Raw genomic sequence first — 22764 nt, 5'->3', positions numbered from 1 at the left:
TTATGACAAAGCAAAATTACATCAAACAGTATCTGCCTCTCGCCCAAAAGGCGGGAGAGCGGTTCGGGATGAATCCGATCATCCTCCTGGCCCAGTCGGCCATTGAAACGGGTTGGGGCGAAAGCTCGCTGGCCGTGGAGTATAACAACTTTTTCGGTATCACTGCCTACGGCCGTCCGAATCCTTTCTGGGATGGTGGCCGCACAGACTTGTCTGCCACAGGAGACCGTCCGGCTCTCTGGTTCCGCCGGTATCTCACTGCCGAAGATAGCTTCCTCGACTTTGCCCGTTTGATCCACTCGGCTTATCCCATAGCCGCAACCCTCACCTTCCATCCCGAAGCCTACGCCAAGGAGATCGCTTACAGCAAATACATCAGCGAAGTAAATGGCGACAACCGCGCTGCTTATCAGCGGATGCTGGTGTCGATCTGCCGGTCAATCGAGCGGTTACCGGCCAATTAATTTTCAATTTATAATTTTCAAATTCCATGAATGTCCTTGAAACAATTCTCAACTTCCTCACCCGCCTTGCCCGGATCATCTTCCCCCGCAAGCAAAGACCGGCAGCCGGTGACTGCCCCTGTCCTCATCCTCTGCCTGCTCCTGCTGAGCCTCCTCTCCCTCCTGATGAGGGAAACGGAAGTGACCCTGACCTGCATCGGGGCGATACTCTCGCTCTCGCCCAGGGAGACTGGGGAAACCGGCAAAAAGCTCTGCCATCCGGAGCCGACTGGCTCGGAATGTCGGGATATAGCCTGATGCTGATGGGCGGGGTTGGGTGTTTGTATAAATGGTTTATTGCGTAAGCGATCCTTCCCTTTTAAGGGAGACAGGGGGTGTGTCAGGTGATGCACTCCCTGTTCTTATAAATCAAAAACTTTATCAGGGTCCATTCGTGTATCTTCAAATGCTAAAATAACTACATCATCTCCTTCAATCATATAATATAAGATATTCAAGGAAGTAACGACACACTGTCTAATTCCAGAATATCGGGAACTTTCCTGAAATGCCAACGGATAACATTGTATTATTTTAAAACAACGTTCCAATTCATCTATCAGGTTATTATAGCATTTAACTCCCCACGCATTTAAAATTATATTACATGTATTGTCAATAGCCATTGTGCCCTAGGAGTAATTACAAGATTATACATTCCTATATTTCCTCATAAACTCTGAGACAGGAACAGCCAGTCCTTTTTGATATTCTTCTTTACTTACCTCTATATCTTTTACAATATGTTCAGGTATTTGTCTTAATGAAATATCTCGCTGGTATACAGCTACAGGTTCCTGCAGTGAAGATCCTTCACTTTCTGAATGTTGGTATTCTACGTTCTTTTTCTTCATAGTCATATATTATTTAGAATATACGGGCAAATGTATGAACTATTTCCGGAACCACAGCTTTTTTTAATCAACTTTTATACGATCGGAATCCAATAAAAAAATTCTTATTTCAATACATCGTTTTCCCCTAATGGAGTATAAGGACCGTCTTTTACTTCAAACAATACAGAACCGGCTTCCAGTACTTCCAATGTATGCCACTGGTAGCCGGTATATGTACACCATAGCATCCAGCCAACGGACCCAATAGGGTTGATTCGATTTCTTCTTTCTCATCAGAATAAAACATAATCCGAATCTTTCCCCGCAACAACAGGTACGTTTGTTTCAATATTTCCTCCAAACCATTTTATTAATGACTCCGGTATAGCTTTGTATTAGCTTGACTACATTCACCGATACATTCTCATCCACATAATTAGGAACAGGGATTCCTAAAGTACCGTCTTTATTCATCTCAACAGCTACATCCACAGCTTGTAATACCTGTTCTATCGTAATGCCGGCTAAGATGAAGTTGCCTTTGTCTCTCTCCCCGCCTCCCGAAGCCAACCAAATTACTTCCATCCAAATTTCCAGTCAATAGAATCAAAAACTTCAGATGTAGTATAGAATGGTCCTCCGTTTTTTATGGCTTCCATTGTATATGCTGTCACCTTTTCCAACAAATCTTTAAGCATCACACACTCACTTTTCTCTGTATCATACACAACTACCAAAGATTTGGTAATCCGGTGTAACTCTTGAAGTTTATATTCCCGCAAAGTCATTACATCTTTGGATATATCAACTCGCCATGTATCAGACTTTATCATAACTTATTTTTCTTCAAAGTAGTCACCATAAGTCACATAATCGCCTTCTTGATCTCTTGCACAATATAAACCACATCTTCATCCGTCACACAAGGTCCACTCGGCAAACAAAGACCTTGTTTGAACAAAGATTCGCTTACACCGTTCACATAACAAGGATTATTCTTATAAACGGGTTGCAAGTGCATCGGTTTCCATAACGGACGAGATTCGATACCGGCAGCATCCAATGCCATACGCATAGCTTCTACATTTCGGTTCGGCTCGGAGGCAGTATGCAAGGAAGAAGCCTCATGCGTCACACCGGCTGCACCTCCTACGGCTCCCTGTATAGTCTCTTCATAAGCATGTTCTTCGCCTTTCACATGCAAAAATGGATCAAGCAAAATTGTATTCAGCCAATAGTTACTATCAAACCGGGAAGAGGGATTTTCATGCAATCTAATTCCTTCTACTCCAGCAAGCAGTTCCTTATAAAGCTGACATATATGTTTATGATGAGCAATATGTTCATCCAGTACTGTCATCTGTCCGCGTCCGATACCGGCACAGATATTCGACATGCGATAGTTGTAACCTATCTCTTCATGCTGGTAATAAGGATAGGACTCGCGAGCCTGGGTTGCATAGAACATAATCTTCTTTTTCGATTCTTCATCCGGGCAGATCAATGCGCCGCCACCGGAAGTGGTTATCATCTTGTTCCCATTAAAAGAGAGTACTCCATACTGTCCAAATGTACCACAAACCTGGCCATCATAGCGACTACCTAATCCTTCAGCAGCATCTTCGATAACCGGAATATCATATTTGTTTGCCACAGCCATAATATCTTCAATTTTAGCTGGCATACCATACAGATAAACAGGGACAATAGCCTTCGGCTTCTTACCTGTAACCGCTATTCGGTCAACAATTGCTTTCTCCAATAGTTCCGAGTCCATATTCCAAGTCTCTGCCTCTGAGTCGACAAAGACCGGAGTAGCTCCCAAATAAGTCACAGGATGTGAAGATGCACAAAAGGTAAAGCTTTGTACAATTACTTCATCACCCGGGCCGACACCACAGGCTAAGAGAGCAAGGTGTACAGCGGCTGTACCGGCTGAGAGGGCAACGACGTGTTTGTCCTCCCCTACAAATATTTCCAAATCTTTCTCAAAGCCATTCACATTCGGACCGAGTGGAACTACCCAGTTGGTATCGAAGGCTTCTTTTATGAATGCTTGTTCTTTGCCACTCATGTGGGCGAGGCAAAGGTAGATTCGTTTGTTCATTGATATTATATATTTTTTAATACTTTACACCTATTTCCTACAGCTAAAACTCTATCTGGAATATCTTTTGTGACCACTGAGCCAGCACCAATTATCGACCATCTACCTATCTTTACACCTGGAATAATCGTTGTTCCAGCTCCAATCCAAGTACCTTCTCCAACAAAAACATTTCCACATAAAGTAGAGTGTGGTGAAACATGTACATAATCTTCAATTATACATTCATGGTCGATAGAAGTTCCTGTGTTTATAATACAATGTCGCCCAACTTGTACACATGATTGCAATATTGTTCCCTGCATTATTACACTCCCCTCACCAACTGAAGCGTACGGAGAAAGCAAAGCCGAAGGATGAATGGCTATACCAAATTCTCCCCTTAATTTTTCGGCTATTTTCCGACGAATATTGTTATTACCAATACTTATAATCAAAGGAAAAAGATTTTCTTTTCCATGAAAAACTGGATATCCTAAAAGGTCATTTATCTCCGGATTGTCATCAATCAACCCATCAACATCTACTTCATTTGCTTTCAATATGTCAATGATCACTTTAGCATGACCGCTTGCCCCGTATAAATACATGATTATTAATTATTACCGGTAAAATACTCCATCGTAGCCTGTCCTTCCTGGAATATACCTTCCCGAACAAAGACTTTCTTTATCGTCAAAAAAATTATCTTTATATCCAACAGAAGTGAACAATGATCCACATACCAAACATCCAATTCAAACTTCTTTGTCCAACTGATTGCATTGCGTCCATTTACCTGTGCCCATCCGGTAATGCCGGGACGAACATTATGCCGACGAGCTTGTTCCTCATTGTACAAAGGCAAATATTGAACCAGCAGAGGGCGCGGACCAATCAATGCCATATCTCCTTTCAGGACATTAATCAACTGGGGCAGTTCATCCATAGATGTAGAGCGGACAAAGCGACCAACTTTTGTGAGACGCTCCGCATCTGGAAGTAGATTGCCTTCCACATCTCGCTCGTCCGTCATTGTCTTAAATTTAACTACTTTGAAAATCTTTTTATCTTTCCCTGGACGCTCCTGCATAAAGAAAGCTCCTGCCCCTTTATTGGCAAAATGTAACCAAAGGGCAATACACAATAGTACCGGCCAAATCACGACTAGTACACTAAAAACGATGATAAAGTCTATCAATCGTTTGAAAAAGTGTTTATACATACTATCTTGTTGAAAAATCATATAATTAATTACACACAAAACTCTATACATGAAATGATTTACACATGGGTATTCTTTGACTGAGAATTGTAGTAATCCTCTCTACTATACAAATTATTGCATCGTAAAGCACATCTATTTTCAAAGAAAAAACAACACCTTTCTCTACTAATTCAAAAACTCAAAGGGGGAGTAAAATCACACAAATATAAATTATATTTAATTATATATATCTTTGATTTTTTTTACTATCAATTTCGTAAACAAGGTTGCACCAGAATGATTTAAGTGAGAACCATCCTTGAATAATTCATTAGAACAAAATACCACATTATTATAAAAATTATGAAAGGGGATGTACTCCAATTGAGCAATCTTCATTACCACTTTAACAGCTTCTTTATTTACATCAATATTTGTAGGTGAATAAACAAACATCAAAGCTATTCCATTATTCTTGCAGAGCTTTATCAATTGTTTGATACATTCAAGTTTTCCCTTCTCGATTCTTAATGTCTCATCTGAAACAGAATTCTTTGCTATATTATTTTTTTGTAAAAAAATACCATCAAGACGTTCATATCCTTTATCATCTGCTTGAGGAGAATAATTACAACGTAATAATTGCACAATTTGAGAATTATATCTATACAAAGCAGAATGCATATAAACCATTTCAGTATACCCTTTCAACGCTATGAGAGAATCTACCGCTGCATACTTACCAAACTCTGGAGCCAATCTTGATACAGCAGCATCCAACGAAAATGTAGCACTATTAGAAGATACAATATCAGTCTCCATAACCTCACAAACTACCATCTTTGGCATGTGCCCTCTCTCTATCATAGAAGATAATAAGGCATAATGATAATAGATACACATACCATCACTACCAGCATTATAGCAACTCAAACCTAAAGAATCCTCAATTATCGAAGGAATATAATGATGTGCAGCTCGTGAAGAACCTATAATTAGAATATCATCTTCCGATTCGTTTAATACATAATTTTGTCTTGCAAACAAACTATATTTTGCATTATGATATAGTTGTCCACATACAAAACCACCAGTAGAGTCTATTATACAAAAAGCTATAATTACTCCAGTGATTGAATAAAGAATTTGTTTCATCATTTTCATTATTTAAAATTGGAAATAGATAAACTGACCATCACCCAAAATACCAATGAAAATTATTATAGCAAGTAAGGTTGCAAATGAACCATAACGTACCACTGCATATTTACTCTCCAAGAAAAAATGTTTCTCTGGTAAATACTCATCTTTTAAGTCTTTTATCAACAAAATAACAAATCCAACTCCCAAAAAGAAAATTGTTGTTGGATGCAGATACAATGAACCCTCCTGTAAATATCCTTTTGTAATCTCAATAGCTTGCGAAAAAGAAGGTATTCTAAATATCATCCAAAGGTATGTAACAGTTACAAAGGTGAAAGTCATATTGCCTATTGTACGTAGTCTCTTTATCCACAAACTTGTACAATCCTTCCATATTTTTTCTCTACCTTTACTTGTCAACTTTACAACTATCTGACAAACAGAATGAAGCCCTCCCCACAAGACAAAATTCCATGCTGCACCATGCCATAAACCAGACACTAGGAACGTTATCATCAGATTCAGAAACTGTCTAAACTTACTACATCGATTACCTCCAAGGGGTATATATACATAATCTCTAAACCAAGTAGATAACGAAATATGCCATCTACGCCAAAAATCACCTACAGAAATTGCGAAATAAGGACGCATAAAGTTTACCATCAATTGATATCCCATAATACGAGCACACCCAATCGCAATAAATGAATAGCCTGCAAAATCACAATATATTTGAATTGAATACAAGACAGAAGCAAGCATGAGAGATATACCTGAATGATGCTCAAATGCACCAAAAACAGTATCAACATAAATACCAGCTCTATCACCAACAACAAGTTTCATAAAGAATCCCCACAACATCATCCGAGCACCAATTGCGAAATTCTCATAAATGAGGATTTGTTTCTCTTTGAACTGAGGAATCAGTTGTCCGGCTCTTCCAATAGGACCACTTGTTATCTGGGGGAAAAAACCTAAAAAAAGAGCATAGTCCATCAGATTCCGTTCCACCTCCACCTTTTGCTTAAACACATCGACAACATAGCCTATAGCCATAAATGTGAAAAATGATATCCCCACAGGCAACATCAAATTTACCAATCGTATAGATATATCAAAACTAAAAGCCTTAAACACATCGTTGGCTGAGGATAACAAGAAGTTTAGATACTTGAATGTCACAAGTGGCAACAATAAGGTTATTATCCCTGCAGTCAGTACTAACTTTGATTTCCTTCTATACAGATACAGTCCAAACACATAGCTTATCATTGTAACAAAAAACAGGATGCCCACGAATACCACATTCCAGCATGCATAAAAATAGTATGATGCCAATAATAGGAATATTTTTCTCCACCGATTCACAGTTATAGAATAGTAAATAAATACTACCATTACGAGAAACAACATAAAATTAAGTGAATTAAATAACATTTGCTTTTAAATTTTTCATAATTTATTTATAATTCCACTTTTTTCTTGAAATATAATATATCAAAATCGGACACCAACACATATCCTATTGATATTTTTTACAAGCGAAGACTTACATCTATAAGTATGTTATTCTACAGTTTTATACTCCTCCAACAACGCTTCCCATAAAATTTTCCGTTCATAACGACTGGTTATCATTACTCTTGCCTCCTTTGCCATTGTCACAAGTATATCTGGATTATCTATCAACTTCTTCATTGCTTCATACAAAGATTTTGTTTGTTGCGGGGAAACAATTAAGCCATTCTTGCCTTCTACTACAATTTCATTACAACCGTTGATATCACTTACGATACAAGGCAATCCCATGGCACCTGCCTGCATCACTACATTCGGAAAACCTTCACGATAACTATCTAGTATCAGAACATCAGCCGCTTTCAGAAATGAACGCACATCCGTCTGAAAATCCAAGAATTTCACAGAAGAGTTATTCCTTATAAATGCCTCGTTCTCCGGTTTTAGAGAGTTCAATTCATTCTCAAAGTTACCCACTACAATTAGTTTGCACTTCTTACCTTCATTCACTAGTTCGCGCATAGACTCACAAGTTTCATTCATACCCTTATCTTGTACTACACGACCTACGAATATGAATGCAACTTCATCATCTGCTATGCCCAATTCCTTACGCAATTCTTCTTTTGCTTTTGTAACAGCATCAGGAGAGAAAAATAATGTATCAATACCATTAGAGCTACCATTACCAATCACCTTCATTTTACAGGGATTTGCTAAACGCTCCTTTTCCATTATGTCACGCATTACAAAAGAGTTAGGATATACTCTGGTGGCACAACCATTAGTCAAACGCTCTATACAATTCAACACCTTACGTTTATTACCTGTTGCAATCAATAAAGGTAAACCTGCAACAGTATGGAAACGGTTAGGTACTCTTGTTATCCAAGCAGCTAACATACCAAGAAACCCAGCCTTAGGCGTATGCGTATGCACTATGTCAGGGCGTTCTTTCACAAAGATGCATATCAATTTAAAGAGTGATACTAAGTCCTTGAATGGAGTTATCTTACGCGACATCTCCACTCTGTAACTGCGAGGATTACCTTGTTCCTCCAACATCTGGTTAAAACAATCCCCATCTGAAGATATGGCAATAACATCATAGTAGTCCCTCATAAACTTTAACTGTTCTTTCAGCAGAGTCTTAAGCGATATAGGAACTGTTGTTATACGGATTAATTTTTTTCTTTTTTTCATTTTTTAAAAAAACACCTTATTTACAAAACTTTGGATATTTCTTTTTTCAAGTTCTTTCTCAAATTTCACTTTACACTCTGTACATTCGCATTCTAAACAAGTTCTTAAAGCATGTAACAAAGCATCTTCATCACATGGTTTACAAAGAAACAAACCTTCAATACAATCTATATCACCAGCACAAAGTGTTGATACAACTCTCTTGTTTTGCGACATCATTTGTAATAAAACATTAGGAAATCCTTCTTGACGAGATGAAACAACACACATTTCTGCGTCTCTAAAATAAGGATAGACGTTATTTACCCGTCCTGCCAATATTACGTTTTGTCCAAGTTCTAATGCATTAATCTGCGATTGAATTTCACACCTCAGTTTTCCATCTCCCAAAATAAGAAGATTAAGGTTAGGAAAATCGTCTCGAAGTCTCTTAAAAGCAGCAATAAGTATATCATATCCTTTTTCTGGAATAAATCTTCCAGCCGTTACAATATAAGGCTTAGGCACTTGTATGTCCGCCATAGAATCTTTCATCATCTCACGCGTTGAATTGTTAAAAGGATTATGAACAACAATTACATTGGCTGATTTACTAAGCCAAGGGATATTTTCAATTAACTGTTGTTTCATCAATGAGGTCTGACATACCAGAGTGTCCAGTGCTGGATAACCTATTTTATAAATAATCTTTTTATAAGTCAATTTAACACCTCTAAAACGCAGAAATACATTCGTTGATTCTCTTCCTACAAATTTCTCAATGTTTAGTACTTTCAATCTACGTAACAGCCCTACTATAAGGATTAAACGAGATAAAGAACAAAAAGCCAAAGTATATTTATTCTTTCGAAGACTGATACAATTTTGTATCAACTGAACAAACTGTCCAAGAGTGTTAGACGCTTTTGTATAATGAAATGTTATACCTCTCTGTTTTATATCGTCCCAATCTCCCATTTTTTGATTCAATAAGAAGCATACATCCATCAAGTATCCTTGAGAATACAACTCTTTACATACTTGATATGAAACCTCTTCTGCCCCCCCCTTCCTTGTATCTGCTTGTACTACTATTAAAGCTTTCTTCATTCTTATTATCTCATTTCAAAGTTACAAACCAGTGGAGAATAATCAAAAACTATCTATCTATTAAAATTTCACATCCTTCATATTTCCCATCAGCTTTACCCACCATTACAATACTGATAGGACTAAAACAATAACATTTTTTACATTTATACGGCATATAGATTGTCTTTTTTAAACTTACACAGCCCTAAGACCATTCATCAGAAAAAACTATCCAGCTGATCTTAAGCGTATAATAAACAATAGTAAATAAGTAATGAAATCAAGAAGCACACATTATTTAATAAAACCTGCATATTTTTCTATAAGAAAAATATGCCCAAGACATCAATTTACTAACTAAATCTTTTTCTTTTATATTATATATATTTATATCCTCAAAAGAAATAAATTCATTTTTATGTTTAGAAAAAAACTCTTCTGCATTTACAAAATCAGTATCTTTCATTGTATTGGGATGAAAACAAAATGTCCAAACACCACTTATCGGCATTTCACAACAATGCCCACTTATTTGAGGAATAAAAACAAACCCATTTGATTTATAAGGCTTTCTGGCAATTGTGTCACTTATAACACGTATTTCACTTTCCAATTTTAATGCTTGAAGAGTATTTTCGTCAAAAGTATGACTAGGTGCAAAAAAATATCTCGGAGTGATTCCTTTTTCTTTTAAAATTGATAAACCAGCACGAATCTTAAATCGTTGCTCTTCAAGCGATAATCCTGCATATTCCGATTTTTTCCAAACAGGATTTATTCCTTGTAAACCATTGAAAGATGTATAAGTATGATTAAATCCATGTAAAGCAAAGGACCACTCTTTCTTCTTCCACCTATCTATTACTCCTTTTTTTTCGTAAAAGGTCATATCTTCTGGATATATCATCATTTTAGGATCTTGATTATTAGGTATAAGACCAACCATAGGTTTGATATTATATTTATCAAGTAAAGATTCCATACGAAACCATTTTATCTTATCCATTGTTGGACAAGCGTCATCTAATCTAATAAGGTATTTAGCTTGCATCTATTTTATTTTGTATGGATTTTAAATTTCCCGTTAGTTCATTTATTACAAATCGAAACTTTCCAAGTTCATCTTTTATTTCTGAAACTGCAATCATATCTATAAGTACCTCTTCATTTGTTACTTTCTTCAGGCTATTATTTACATTTTCAATAGAGTTTGTAAGAATCTCGCCTTCTGACAATGGAATATACTTTATTGTCAAAGAATAGTCTTTATGCTGTATAACCTGAAATGCCGATATTATATCAGGATAATCATCAAATATTGTCGTAAGATATTCTCCACTTACTTGACGTCCAGAAGGCGTAATTATATAGTCCGAAACTCTACCTTTTATAGAATCAATAAGTGTAAATGGATATATTCCCTTATTAGTTAGCTTTCTTGACACATCATTATTTTTATATCTTATTAAAGGAAAGACTCTATTACAAAAATCAGTTACAACAATATTTCCATAGACCCCATCCTCAACTAACTTATATTCGTCATCTACGATTTCCACATATCGATAATCATCTGGAACATATAGTCCTATATGTTCTGGAGACTCCATTGCTATAGCAGAAACCTCTACAGATCCATATTGATCCATTATCTCACCACCAAATGCTTTTTTTAAGATATGTCTGTCTAAGTTACTAATAGGTGAAGAGGTAGTCCATATGAGATCTATTTTGTGAACTTGAATATTATTCTCTACAATATACCGTGCTATATTTAGTATAGTACCTGCATAACCACAAATATATTTAGGTTTTACTCTATCAATTTTTTTACAAAAATTACTCAAATCTTTCTCTGTGATAGATGAAGCATCAAGAACCATCTTTCGAACAGGAAAACTGTTTAGAAATCGAAAAAATCGATGCCTGAAATTTATAGGCTTTACATTTCTACCTACATCTGCATAATTTGATGCAAATGACACATTATACCACCTTAATGATCTATACAAAATAGGATAGTATGACACTCTGGTATCTGACAAAACTTTCAAAGGTGTACCTGTTGATCCTCCTGTTGATTTTATTCTACCAATTCCTTGCGGAACATCATCAGAAATTAATTTATCATAATTATCTTTTATATCTTTTTTGATAATTATCGGAACTTTTTCCCAATCCGATTCTGTAATTAACTGTGTAGGATGAAAACCATTATCGTCATAATATTTTTTATAAAAAGAACAATGGTTATAAGCATAAGTAACTATTTCTTTTCGCCTTATAAAACTATATTTCAATAAATCATAACGCGACCATTCCTCTCTTAATATAGCATCATACAACTCTGGTATTAATGATGGACTTCCTCTCAATTTCTTTTTAAAAGCAACAAATCTTTCTTTCAAATCAAACATATTATGCAAATTAAAATTTACCAATTAAAATTTTTAATCTTGATTTATTAAATAGAATAGATATATAATACAACATTATTGTTGTCAAAAAACAAATAGCAATATTTCTAACCGCTTTCAGAATAAAATAATCAAAATTATACATCAAATTAAAAATATGATATAAAGCTAATATTATTAGTTGATTTAGTCCTAAATAGATAATAGAATTCCTACCTATATAAGACAAAAAAGAGTAATATTCAAATTTTGATTTAAATAAATATGCAGAAAATAAATACCAACCAATAGTTCCAATAATAGCATTAAAAAAAAATAAATATATATTACCATATGTACATATTCTAGGATTAACTTGACCATTATAAAAAATTGTTATTAAAGAAATAAATAGAATAATTATAGCCCAAGACAATATTTGATTCTTAGAAATATTTATTTTGTTCATATAAGACTTAAATAAATAACCGACTCCTATAAATACCACAGCTGATAAAGCAGAATCAATTGCAAACGGGAACCACACATTAGAAATACTCTGCCAATATGATAATGAAGCAATAAAACCTAAAAGTATCATCAATATAACTTTATTTTTAATTTTTACAATAAAGAAAAAAAATAACTCTGCAAAAAACAAACATTGTAAAAACCATAAAGCTCCAGTTATCGGAAATATTGCTCTATTACTAAAAACTATGCCTTTCAATATATTTTCGATAGGATATAATTCCTCTCCCCTTATCCAATTCACTATTAAACAAAGAAATATTGTTATCAAAGCGAAAGAAAAATATGGCAACAAAAGACTTTTGGCTTTTCTTTTTAGAAAATCGACAAGTAAATATTTATCAGGAGAAAAAAATAAACCTGATATAATGAAAAACAATTGCATATGAAAACCAGCAATATAAATTTCAGTTATAGAGCCAAAATTAGAATGTCCAATAATCATAGACAATATTCCTATTCCTTTTAGAATATCAATAGAAATATTTCTATCAATTTCTTTTCTATTTTGCATAAAATTTCCTTATAATTAAATTTAATACTATTCTACAATTATCTCGAAAAAACAAAATATTAACAACCGATGTGATAATAAAAGCTATACAAAAAACCACAATCGCCATTATTATCCAATCAATGTAACCATCACAATTTTGAGTAGAAGTATACAAACTGCCAAATGAAACTATAGAACTTATATTTATTATATCAACAAACATTTGATATATGAAAGATCTAAAAGTTCTATTTAGTATTTGTCGTCTTAAATAATATACAAGGTACAACATTCTGTAAAACAATGATACTATCATTGCAATAGTAACTCCTATCAAGCCATAAGACTTTACTAAAAAAACTGAAAGAATTAAATTTATAACAGGTTCAATAATAGCTGCATTTTGTGTTTGCTTAAAATGCCCAGCTGATTGGACTACAACATTGTAGCATTGCTGAATACAGCGCAATGCAGCAGTGATACACAATAACGTAGCAAACAATGGAACACAATAATTTGCATCCTCTACACCTAAAGTATAAACCATCACAAAAGGAACTATTAATACAGATGTTATTGAGAACAGAAAAGTAGAAAGAATATGAGTACTCCACTCATAATATGAGAAAATATTATTCAATTCTAATTTTTCGTTTTTAGCAATCAATTCCCCAATAATAGGAGAAACACCCAAACTTATAGTCGCAACTAGTTGTTTAACTCCGTTTGTAACAAGACAATACACGGCATATATAGAAACATTGCTCAGCGTAGAAAAAACTGTTAGGATTATTATATTTGCATTGTCTTGAACTATTGTTGCCATATGTTGAGCCATACCATTCCACTTTTGTTTTATTGGCTCATCTGATAATCTAATAGTATAATCGATAACATAGTTCCTCTTTACAAACAAATCAAGAGCTATAGGTTTCAATATAAAAATAATTGCTGTTGATAATTTTACTATATGTATTGAACAACCCATCGTTATTAACCCCCAAGACAATACAGTGTTTAACAACACAGCAATTATTGTAATGAATAATTGAACATATACCAACTTATCAGCATTTAGTAATATTTGATTTGTTATACCAAAAAAATACTGAGCGAAAGAACTTGCAGATATAATTATTATTAAAGATGCAACAAAAACAAAATCAAAATTAGAACTTACTATAGAAGGATAAACAACTATTAATACTGCTGTATAAATCAATAGTATTATAGCAATCACTCTAAAAAAATTTCTTGCTGATTTTAACACTCGACTTAATGCTATAGAGTCTTTACAAGCTAATGGTTTATATAAATTGGCTTTAATAACAGCTCCTATTCCAGCCTCCAGAAAACTTATAAAACCTAAAAATTGGGTTATTGAACTAACTAGACCATTTACATCAGATCCGTAAGCAACAAGCATCAATCTTGGTATAATAAAACCTGAAATTATACTTACAAATTCAAAAGCATAGGATGCCAATATGTTCAAAAATAGTTTTTTCTTATTAGTCATTGAAATAAGCCAGGTTAGTTATCAAGTAAATCTTAAAAGTAAAAATATTTAGATAGATTTATTCCTATCGAATAATTTAAAAATAATTTTCAAAATATAGAACCATGCAATTTTACCCATTACCAACAGACCGCTTGCAACCACTAATGACATAGAACAACAAACAGTTATCCAAATATATAGCATTCTGGAAACAATGTTTTTTTGCTCGTTAATTTTTGTTTCAAATCGATTAGAAATAGAGACCAATATACAAGGAAATAAAGGAGCTAATAAATATCCAAAATATCTAACACCAACCATTGTTGTTGGCAATATTTGACCTATTGAATGGCCTATTTGATTGGATATAAATATATTAAAAGATTGATTACTATTTTGCAAATGTACATCAGCAAACATATTCAATATATATGATGCATATGGTATCTTTGATATAAAATCAGGTATTATGCTAAATATTTGAAATCTTCCATCATTTTCCAAAAATAAAACACCATCAGCAACAGTTGGTATATAACTAAAGTAAGCTGCAAAAGTTGTATAAACATCTACATAATTCACATCTCCATTTCCAGAAAAAGCATTGGTTTTAATCAATAATGCAATCATACTTAAAATCAAAAATGATGTCAACAAGACTTTAAACTTATTACGAAATTCATCACCTAAGACATCTCTCATAGTTAGAAGCAAAGCAATACCTGCAAGCAAAGAGTTTAGTCGATCTTCTGTAGCAACTACACAAACAATAACTACCAATGTAACATACAATAATGTTCGAATAAATACTAATTTTATTTTAGAAATATAATATAAGAGCATTGGTGGTAGAAAAATTTGTATTATTACAAATATTGTACTAATTAATTGGACATACATACTTAGTGTTCCAATACCCTTTGAAGGGTCTGACAATGCAAAATATTCTTTTTCTGTGTCTAGCAAATAAAGAAACGTATGTTGACCTATTGAACTATCTATCCTTAATATCAATATACCAAGAACTATTAGAATAACAATAAATAAAGCCAACTTCTTTGATAGCTTACAATTAGCTATGTTTATATTATACTTAATTTCATTTATAGGATGTCGACTCAAGGTACGAGATAAAAATGCCAGAACCACAATAGTATCAAACACCATGATTAATGAGGCTTCTGGAATTGTCTCCAATATTACATTACCTAATAATGCAGACTGATATCCTCCTAAAACCATAAATAATGGTGTTATAACGTTTCGTCCAAAATAGGTGAGAAGTATAATAGTACTATAGATATATTCAAATGGTTTATTTTGCAACAATAAAGGAATGGCAGTAAAAGCAAAGGCCAAAGGCAACAAACAAGTCATCCCATATTGCGGAGGTCTAGCTACATCAAATAATATTAGCCCTGAGGTAATAATACTTAGGATCAATATTATTATCGCAACCAAATAGTTATAGCCTGAAGTCCGAATTGAGTATATTGATGAATGCATTATCTAATAATATCCAAGAGATTCGATTTGTAAACAGCCAAAGAAAAATCATTAACTCTATCAGTCATAGCTACTTGAAGGCTTTTATATAAAATTTTATCACGCCATAAAGAAAGCATGGCTTTTGCTAGAATTGATTCTTTCTGTGGTTCATCAGAATCTGAAGTAAGGAAAGAAGGAACTAATACACCATATCGACAGACTTCAACATCTTCTATTTCTTTGTCAGTTAGTTTCTCATTAAGAATCTCACGAGGTCCAGATGGGCAATCTGTAGAAATAGTAGGAACACCACAAACGCCAGCCTCTGTTATTACATTAAGAAAACCTTCAGTAATAGAAGCTTGTACACAAATATCACATTGCTTAATCCAAGGGAATGGATTAGTTTTCTTACCAACAAAAAACACATTTTCAGCAATACCCAATTCCTTAGCTAAGCATTCAAGATTTCCACTCAACGAACCTTCTCCAATAATAGTTAAAGAAGCCATAGGCTCATTAACAAGAACTTCTTTAAAAGCTTTTAATATATGTTTGTGACCTTTTACTGGTTCCAACCGGCCTATTGTCACAAAAGAAGGAGAAGTTGGTTTATAATCAATCTTCTCATTCATCAACTTTTTTATTCCATCAATATCCAATCCATTATAAATAGTTGATATTTTTGAACTATTTTGAGGATACAACTGAGCGATACGATTACTCATACCCTCACTAATACAGAATATCTTATCTGCCATATTACAACATAGTTTAAGTTCATAGCTCAGTTGTAAAGCTGCAAAACCACGATATGATATTATAGTTTTTCCTCTCCCTCTTGAAAGAGAATTAACAAGATTTGCACTCGTTCCAAAAGATATTACAGCATAAACATTAAGTTTATTTCTTAGTTTTTTTAACTTATACACTCTTTTAGCTAATCTTACTATTTTCTTTATCCCTAACAAAGCTGGCAAATCTAATGAAATTAAATCAACATTAACAGAATACTCTATTTCTCTATTATCGAAAACTACCAATTTGACATCGTATATTGATTTCAAAATCTCAGCAGCTAATACAGCTTGACGCTCTTGTCCATGCCCAACTATTGTAGGAACTAGAAGAAGTATTGTTTTCATATTAACTAAAATGCGGTATCAATAATTTAATAAATTATAGCTACAGAGAGAGTTGACTCCCCTGCAGCTAATCGTATAATAAGAGTTTATTTCATTAGAGGCGTCCATCTGCCTGTTCATAAGGCAACAACCATTTAACATCGTAAACTACACCATTTTTCTTACAAAATGAACGAATATCAACCTCCTTAAACTCATTGTGAGCTACACCGAGAATGACTGCATCAAATTTTTCTTTCGGTAGTTCATTAGTTATTTCTATACCATATTCGTTTCTTGCAATTGCAGAATTTACCCATGGATCGTAGATAGAGATATTGAGATTATATTCTTTGAGAGCTTTTACGATATCAACAATCTTAGTATTTCGACAATCTGGGCAGTTTTCTTTAAAGGTAAAGCCAAAAATTAGTACTTCTGAATTGAGCACAACGATACCTTTCTTGAGCATAAGTTTAACAACCTCGGTTGCAACATACTCACCCATACCATCGTTCATACGACGACCAGAGAGAATAATTTCTGGATTGTAACCATAACGCTGAGCACACTGCGCGAGATAGTATGGATCAACACCGATACAATGCCCACCAACTAAACCAGGACGGAAAGGTAAAAAATTCCATTTTGTACCTGCAGCCTCAAGAACTGCTTGTGTATCAATATCCATTAGATTGAAAATTTTCGCTAACTCATTCACGAAAGCAATATTGATATCACGTTGAGAGTTCTCAATAACCTTAGCAGCTTCAGCGACCTTAATGGTAGGGGCTAAATGTGTTCCAGCAGTAATTACAGATGAATATATATCATTTACTATTTCACCAATCCGAGGAGTAGAACCCGAAGTTACTTTTTTAATTTTTTCTACTGTATGAAGTTTATCACCTGGATTGATACGTTCAGGAGAATAACCCGCAAAAAAATCTTCATTAAACTTCAAACCTGATATTTTTTCGACAACAGGAATACATTCGTCCTCTGTAACTCCAGGATATACAGTTGACTCGTAAACTACAATATCACCTTTAGATATTACTTTTCCTACTGTCGTACTAGCACTATACAATGGAGTCAGGTCAGGATTATGATTCTCATCTACAGGTGTAGGAACTGCAACTACATAAAAATTACAATCACGGATATTTTCAATATTAGCAGTACATATGAATCCATTAGCAATAGCCGATTGTAACAAATCATCAGAAACTTCAAGCGTCGTATCATGTCCAGCCATTAGAGTATCTACACGTGCTTGATTCATATCAAAACCGATAGTTTTATACTTCGTAGAAAACAATCGTGCTAGGGGTAAACCTACATAACCTAAGCCTATTACGGCAATTTTTACTTCAGCATTCATTGATTTTTGCAATTTATCGTTTTTAAATATTTTCCCAATACCACTTTACAGATTCTTTTAAACCTTGTTTCATACTAAATTGAGGATCATAGCCTAACAAATTTCGAGCCTTATCTACACAAGCCAAAGAATGTGGAATGTCTCCAGCACGATTCGGACCGTATGTAGGCTCGATGTCAGCTATTTCAGCATCAAATTCTGAAAGATATTCACGCAAATAAGTTACCAATTGATTTAAAGTAGTACGTTCTCCAAATGCTGTATTGTATATCTGATTGACTGTTTCAGGATTTGTAGTTGTCAATGCCAGCATATTCATTTGAATCACATTGTCTATATAAGTAAAATCACGGCTATATTCTCCATCTCCATTGATGTTGGGAGCTTCATGCTTCATGAACTTTTTAACAAACAGTGGTATTACTGCTGCATAAGCCCCAAAGGGATCTTGACGACGACCGAAAACATTAAAATAGCGCAATCCGATATATTCGATTCCGTAAGTTCGTGCAAAAACATCGGCATAAAGTTCATCAACATACTTAGTAATCGCATATGGAGACAATGGTTTACCAATCACATCTTCCACTTTTGGCAAGGATTTACTATCCCCGTATGTAGAAGAACTAGCAGCAAAAACAAAACGTTTGACTCCTGCATCACGAGAAGCTACTAACATATTCATAAAACCACCAATATTGACATCATTTGTCGTAATCGGATCTTTAATAGAACGCGGAACAGAACCTAAGGCAGCTTCATGCAAAACATATTCCATATCTTCCATAGCCTTTCGACAGTCTTCAATATTGCGAATATCTCCTACTTGTAAACTAAATGTTTGTGGATACTTTTCTAGCAACGGAAAAATATTTTCAGATTTTCCTGTTGCGAAATTATCCAAACAACGAACTGTGTGCCCTTCTACTAAAAGGTACTCACAGAGATTGGAACCGATAAAACCGGCACCTCCAGTGACTAAAACTTTCATTGATTTTATTGAGATTTATTTATTAGACCTTTCCAAATCACCATATTATGATCACTATAAGATGTTTCTGGAGAATAAGACTCCTTGCCTTCTAACGATTTCGAATACAAAATATAATCAATCCGCCATAACTTATACAACTGCCGGAATGTATATTGGTAACCCCTTCCACAATCACGAAAACCATCCACCAAGCTTTTCTGAATTCGATGATAAGCATAAGAAGCCGGTGTATCATTAAAATCACCACAAACTAATACAGGATAAGGAGATTCCTCAATCTCTGCACGTATCATGTCCGCTTGTTCAGCTCGTTTCCGATTATTACTATTCATCTGAAGAATTAAATCCTTAACTGCATCTAACCTAGTTTTTAAATCCTTGCCAGGTGCAATGATTCTTCCTAAATAAGCATTGACACTTGTTGTCTCCAAATGATTGTTTATGACTCGGATATACTGATTTTTCACTTTTACATCAGCTATCAATGACATATTCCGAGAGTTTTCATAATAAAGGGCTTTCACCGAATGAATCGGATAACGGCTGTAAATCGTTGCCGACAAATGATCTGTACGTTTGCTTATATATTTATACAAAACATAATCAAATGCATATCGAATACTGTCCGGATGATAATACCCGTCATTGGCACTGGGTGCTTCCTGGAAACAGACAATATCCGGCTGAAGTTCCTTTATATAAGCGGCAGCTTCATTCATTGTGTACTTCTTATTCCAACTAAAATGGCTGGTATTGTAAGTGACAACAGTCAGAGGAGTTCCTTCTTGTTCCGATACGACTGATTTGTTCCAATATAGCGGCTGATAAACCGCCAATAAATAATCTGTATGAAGCAAAATGGCAAACAGAGAAATGAGACTTCTCCACTTCTTCTTTGTAAACAATTGGATTATTCCCATCAACAGATTACCCACCAATATTGGCCAAACAGCTAATGTCAGAAGAGAAAGCCAGATAAAAATTCCCTCAACACAACGTCCTCCAATCAAACAAAGGATGGATAAGATGACCAAGAATATCAACAGGATATTATTCAACCTTATCCAACACCTCATACTCCGAATTCTTACTCTTGAACTCCGGTACAATCCCTTTCATATACTTAACTGTACCCATTTTATCCACTTTGATCGCCAATTCGATCAACGGATTCATGACCTTACAAATGTCTTCGTAGTCATATTCTCTCACCTGGGCACGGTATATTTTGGCGTTATTCGTAGGAAGGGTATTTTCTTTCGTTGCCAGAAGTTCTTCATATAGTTTCTCGCCGGGACGAAGACCGGTGTACTGGATTTCTATATCTTCATCGGGGATAAGACCTGCCAGTTCAATCATACGGCGAGCCAGATCGGCGATCTTTACAGGAGAACCCATATCAAAGACAAATATCTCATTTCCCTTACCCATAAAGGCTGCTTCCAGTACCAGACGACATGCCTCCGGGATCGTCATGAAATAACGGATAATGTCCGGATGGGTGACTGTTAAAGGACCACCTTTCGCTAATTGCTCACGGAAACGAGGAATAACGGAGCCGTTACTGCCTAATACATTTCCAAAACGGGTGGTGATAAAATGGGTTTTACCAGGATGCAAACCTTTGCTGATAGCGATGCTCAGACTTTGTACATAGATTTCTGCCAGACGCTTGGAAGCTCCCATCACATTCGTCGGATTGACAGCTTTGTCGGTAGAAACCATAATGAACTTATCGACATTATACCTGACTGCCATATCCGCTACATTACGCGTACCGTATACATTCGTATGAACGGCTTCACAGGGATTCTCCTCCATCAGAGGTACATGCTTATAGGCGGCAGCATGAAATACATACTGAGGCTGAAAACGACGGAAAACAGATTCAACACGATCGAGCATCCGGATATCTCCCATTACAGGAGTAAATTCTACCTGAGGAAATTTTTCTTCTAGTTCCAGACGTATATTGTGCATGGGGGTTTCGGCACTGTCGAACAAGACCAGCTGCTTCAGGTCGAAGGTACATAACTGGCGGCAAAGTTCGCTGCCTATAGAACCGGCTGCTCCGGTGACTAGTACGACTTTTCCTTTCAGGGAAGCGACGATCTCTGTCATATTGATACAAATCTCCTCACGACCCAGCAAATCTTCTATATGTACTTCAGGCAGGTTATGAAAGTTGATTTTTCCTTTTTTCAGTTCGTCGACCGAAGGAAGTATCAACATACGAACTTTTTTCTTCTCACAGTAGCGGACCAGACGTTCACTCTCCTCTTTAACCAGATGATAGTCGGTGAACAAGACCGCTTTGATATTTTTTCGGTTAACCAAATGGTTAAAGCCTACCTGTTCTTTGATTGAATAAACACTACATTTACCTACACGCAAGCGTTTGTAATCTCCAAAACGAAGGAATCCACATACCTTATATAGTAGCTTATCATTTATAGAAGCATCAAACAAGAAAGGCCCGGGTTTATCCCCTTGATAGATCAATAGTTTCCCTTGATTTGAGGATACACTATCGACTATAATCGTATAGAAAACAATCATGAAAACACGGAGGATAGTCAAAAGGAAGAATGTCAGGAACAAGTCGACAACGGCTCCCAACGCTAATTCACGAGGAGATTGAATCGTCGTGGTCAGATAAACCAAAACGACAATGAAGAGAACCTTCAGTAAGGAAGATAAAGCCAGACGCCCTGCTTCAGTAAAAGCTGAGTGACGGATCACACCTTTATAAGTCTGGCATAAAAAGAAACTAACCAGACTGGCACAAAAAGAAATGAATAATATATGAAAAAGAGAATCGTCTACAAGCTCCGTCCCCAGGATATACCATAGGAATGACAGGGAAGTCGCAGTAGCCAGAATTGATAAAAATAAATCAATAAATAAGACGATCCAACGGTTAAAGAATTTAACACGTGATAATACTAGTGCAAAACTATTGATATTCATAAGTTATAAATTAGGGATATTATGTAAAAAGGTTCGTCAGTCCCAAACGGCTAACTTACATAAACTACTGATGTTCTTATAGTTAAAGGCAACTGGAGTGACTAAAAAAAACGATCGTTTTTTTTAGTCACTCCAGCTTGGCAAATTTTTGTTAACCCATGATTGATGCGGTATTTTGAAAAAATCAAATTAAAACATTGGAAAACAAACAGATAAACTTCTCGAAACTCTTTGTTTTTCAACAAATATCACTTACATTTGCAGCACAAAAAAAATGACTAGAAAAAACGATCGTTTTTTCTAGTCA

At 35.1% G+C, this 22764-nt stretch carries 22 protein-coding genes and 1 pseudogene; 2 read left to right on the top strand and 21 right to left on the bottom strand.

Going from position 1 to position 22764, the window contains the following annotated elements; all coding sequences use genetic code 11:
* The first annotated feature begins 2 nt into the window (after positions 1-2).
* Both BQ7394_RS09865 and BQ7394_RS09860 read left to right on the top strand, forming a co-directional pair.
* Positions 3-464, top strand: coding sequence for a glucosaminidase domain-containing protein (locus BQ7394_RS09865; protein ID WP_075557287.1), 462 nt, complete (start codon positions 3-5; stop codon positions 462-464).
* Between the two features lie 26 nt (positions 465-490).
* Positions 491-808 (top strand): hypothetical protein, encoded by a 318-nt coding sequence (locus BQ7394_RS09860; protein WP_075557286.1) that lies wholly within the window; start codon positions 491-493, stop codon positions 806-808.
* 345 nt (positions 809-1153) lie between these two features.
* Here the strand turns inward: BQ7394_RS09860 and BQ7394_RS09855 are convergent, their stop codons facing one another.
* From BQ7394_RS09855 to BQ7394_RS09755, 21 genes and pseudogenes are all read right to left on the bottom strand, one after another.
* Entirely contained in the window at positions 1154-1357 is a 204-nt protein-coding gene (locus BQ7394_RS09855) for a hypothetical protein (protein ID WP_075557285.1), read from the bottom strand.
* 104 nt (positions 1358-1461) lie between these two features.
* A complete protein-coding gene (locus tag BQ7394_RS26470) occupies positions 1462-1587 on the bottom strand; it encodes a cupin domain-containing protein (protein WP_262497542.1) in 126 nt (41 codons plus the stop codon).
* Between the two features lie 97 nt (positions 1588-1684).
* Positions 1685-1885, bottom strand: a pseudogene (locus tag BQ7394_RS09845) (UDP-N-acetylglucosamine 2-epimerase (non-hydrolyzing)); the annotation flags it as partial.
* A gap of 29 nt (positions 1886-1914) precedes the next feature.
* Positions 1915-2172 (bottom strand): hypothetical protein, encoded by a 258-nt coding sequence (locus tag BQ7394_RS09840; RefSeq protein WP_075557284.1) that lies wholly within the window; start codon positions 2170-2172, stop codon positions 1915-1917.
* Positions 2173-2204: 32 nt separating this feature from the next.
* Complete coding sequence (locus BQ7394_RS09835; RefSeq protein ID WP_075557283.1) at positions 2205-3446, bottom strand: DegT/DnrJ/EryC1/StrS family aminotransferase; 1242 nt, start codon at positions 3444-3446, stop codon at positions 2205-2207.
* A 5-nt stretch (positions 3447-3451) separates the two neighbouring features.
* Positions 3452-4036, bottom strand: coding sequence for an acetyltransferase (locus BQ7394_RS09830; RefSeq protein ID WP_075557282.1), 585 nt, complete (start codon positions 4034-4036; stop codon positions 3452-3454).
* A gap of 5 nt (positions 4037-4041) precedes the next feature.
* Positions 4042-4650 carry a sugar transferase gene (locus BQ7394_RS09825; RefSeq protein WP_075559959.1) on the bottom strand — a complete coding sequence of 203 codons (609 nt, stop codon included), beginning with the start codon at positions 4648-4650 and terminating at the stop codon, positions 4042-4044.
* A gap of 219 nt (positions 4651-4869) precedes the next feature.
* A complete protein-coding gene (locus BQ7394_RS09820; protein ID WP_075557281.1) occupies positions 4870-5790 on the bottom strand; it encodes a hypothetical protein in 921 nt (306 codons plus the stop codon).
* A gap of 9 nt (positions 5791-5799) precedes the next feature.
* Positions 5800-7179 carry an MBOAT family O-acyltransferase gene (locus BQ7394_RS09815; RefSeq protein ID WP_394333711.1) on the bottom strand — a complete coding sequence of 460 codons (1380 nt, stop codon included), beginning with the start codon at positions 7177-7179 and terminating at the stop codon, positions 5800-5802.
* Between the two features lie 168 nt (positions 7180-7347).
* The gene (locus BQ7394_RS09810) at positions 7348-8502 is read right to left on the bottom strand and encodes a glycosyltransferase family 4 protein (protein ID WP_075557279.1); all 1155 of its coding nucleotides are present in this window, start codon (positions 8500-8502) and stop codon (positions 7348-7350) included.
* Positions 8503-8505: 3 nt separating this feature from the next.
* On the bottom strand, positions 8506-9591 hold the full coding sequence (locus BQ7394_RS09805) for a glycosyltransferase (RefSeq protein ID WP_075557278.1): 1086 nt from the start codon (positions 9589-9591) through the stop codon (positions 8506-8508).
* Positions 9592-9871: 280 nt separating this feature from the next.
* A complete protein-coding gene (locus BQ7394_RS09800) occupies positions 9872-10624 on the bottom strand; it encodes a DUF2334 domain-containing protein (RefSeq protein WP_075557277.1) in 753 nt (250 codons plus the stop codon).
* Complete coding sequence (locus tag BQ7394_RS09795; protein WP_139317697.1) at positions 10614-11990, bottom strand: phenylacetate--CoA ligase family protein; 1377 nt, start codon at positions 11988-11990, stop codon at positions 10614-10616. Before BQ7394_RS09795 ends, BQ7394_RS09800 begins: the two co-directional genes overlap by 11 nt.
* A 10-nt stretch (positions 11991-12000) precedes the next feature.
* On the bottom strand, positions 12001-13014 hold the full coding sequence (locus tag BQ7394_RS09790) for an acyltransferase family protein (protein ID WP_075557275.1): 1014 nt from the start codon (positions 13012-13014) through the stop codon (positions 12001-12003).
* The gene (locus tag BQ7394_RS09785; RefSeq protein WP_075557274.1) at positions 13004-14515 is read right to left on the bottom strand and encodes a lipopolysaccharide biosynthesis protein; all 1512 of its coding nucleotides are present in this window, start codon (positions 14513-14515) and stop codon (positions 13004-13006) included. Before BQ7394_RS09785 ends, BQ7394_RS09790 begins: the two co-directional genes overlap by 11 nt.
* A 48-nt stretch (positions 14516-14563) precedes the next feature.
* Positions 14564-15958, bottom strand: coding sequence for a hypothetical protein (locus tag BQ7394_RS09780; protein ID WP_139317696.1), 1395 nt, complete (start codon positions 15956-15958; stop codon positions 14564-14566).
* A 44-nt stretch (positions 15959-16002) separates the two neighbouring features.
* Positions 16003-17130: a glycosyltransferase gene (locus BQ7394_RS09775; protein ID WP_075557272.1), complete on the bottom strand. Its 1128-nt coding sequence runs from the start codon at positions 17128-17130 to the stop codon at positions 16003-16005.
* Between the two features lie 94 nt (positions 17131-17224).
* Entirely contained in the window at positions 17225-18493 is a 1269-nt protein-coding gene (locus BQ7394_RS09770) for a nucleotide sugar dehydrogenase (RefSeq protein WP_075557271.1), read from the bottom strand.
* A 22-nt stretch (positions 18494-18515) separates the two neighbouring features.
* On the bottom strand, positions 18516-19484 hold the full coding sequence (locus BQ7394_RS09765) for an SDR family oxidoreductase (RefSeq protein WP_075557270.1): 969 nt from the start codon (positions 19482-19484) through the stop codon (positions 18516-18518).
* A gap of 5 nt (positions 19485-19489) precedes the next feature.
* The gene (locus BQ7394_RS09760) at positions 19490-20497 is read right to left on the bottom strand and encodes an endonuclease/exonuclease/phosphatase family protein (protein ID WP_235848722.1); all 1008 of its coding nucleotides are present in this window, start codon (positions 20495-20497) and stop codon (positions 19490-19492) included.
* Positions 20498-20537: 40 nt separating this feature from the next.
* Positions 20538-22457 carry a UDP-N-acetylglucosamine 4,6-dehydratase family protein gene (locus BQ7394_RS09755; protein ID WP_075557268.1) on the bottom strand — a complete coding sequence of 640 codons (1920 nt, stop codon included), beginning with the start codon at positions 22455-22457 and terminating at the stop codon, positions 20538-20540.
* Positions 22458-22764 lie beyond the last annotated feature (307 nt).

The organism is Parabacteroides timonensis (assembly GCF_900128505.1).
Taxonomy (GTDB): Bacteria; Bacteroidota; Bacteroidia; order Bacteroidales; family Tannerellaceae; genus Parabacteroides; species Parabacteroides timonensis.
Note: the sequence above shows the minus strand (reverse complement) of the source record. Positions and strands in the feature narration are given on the sequence as shown.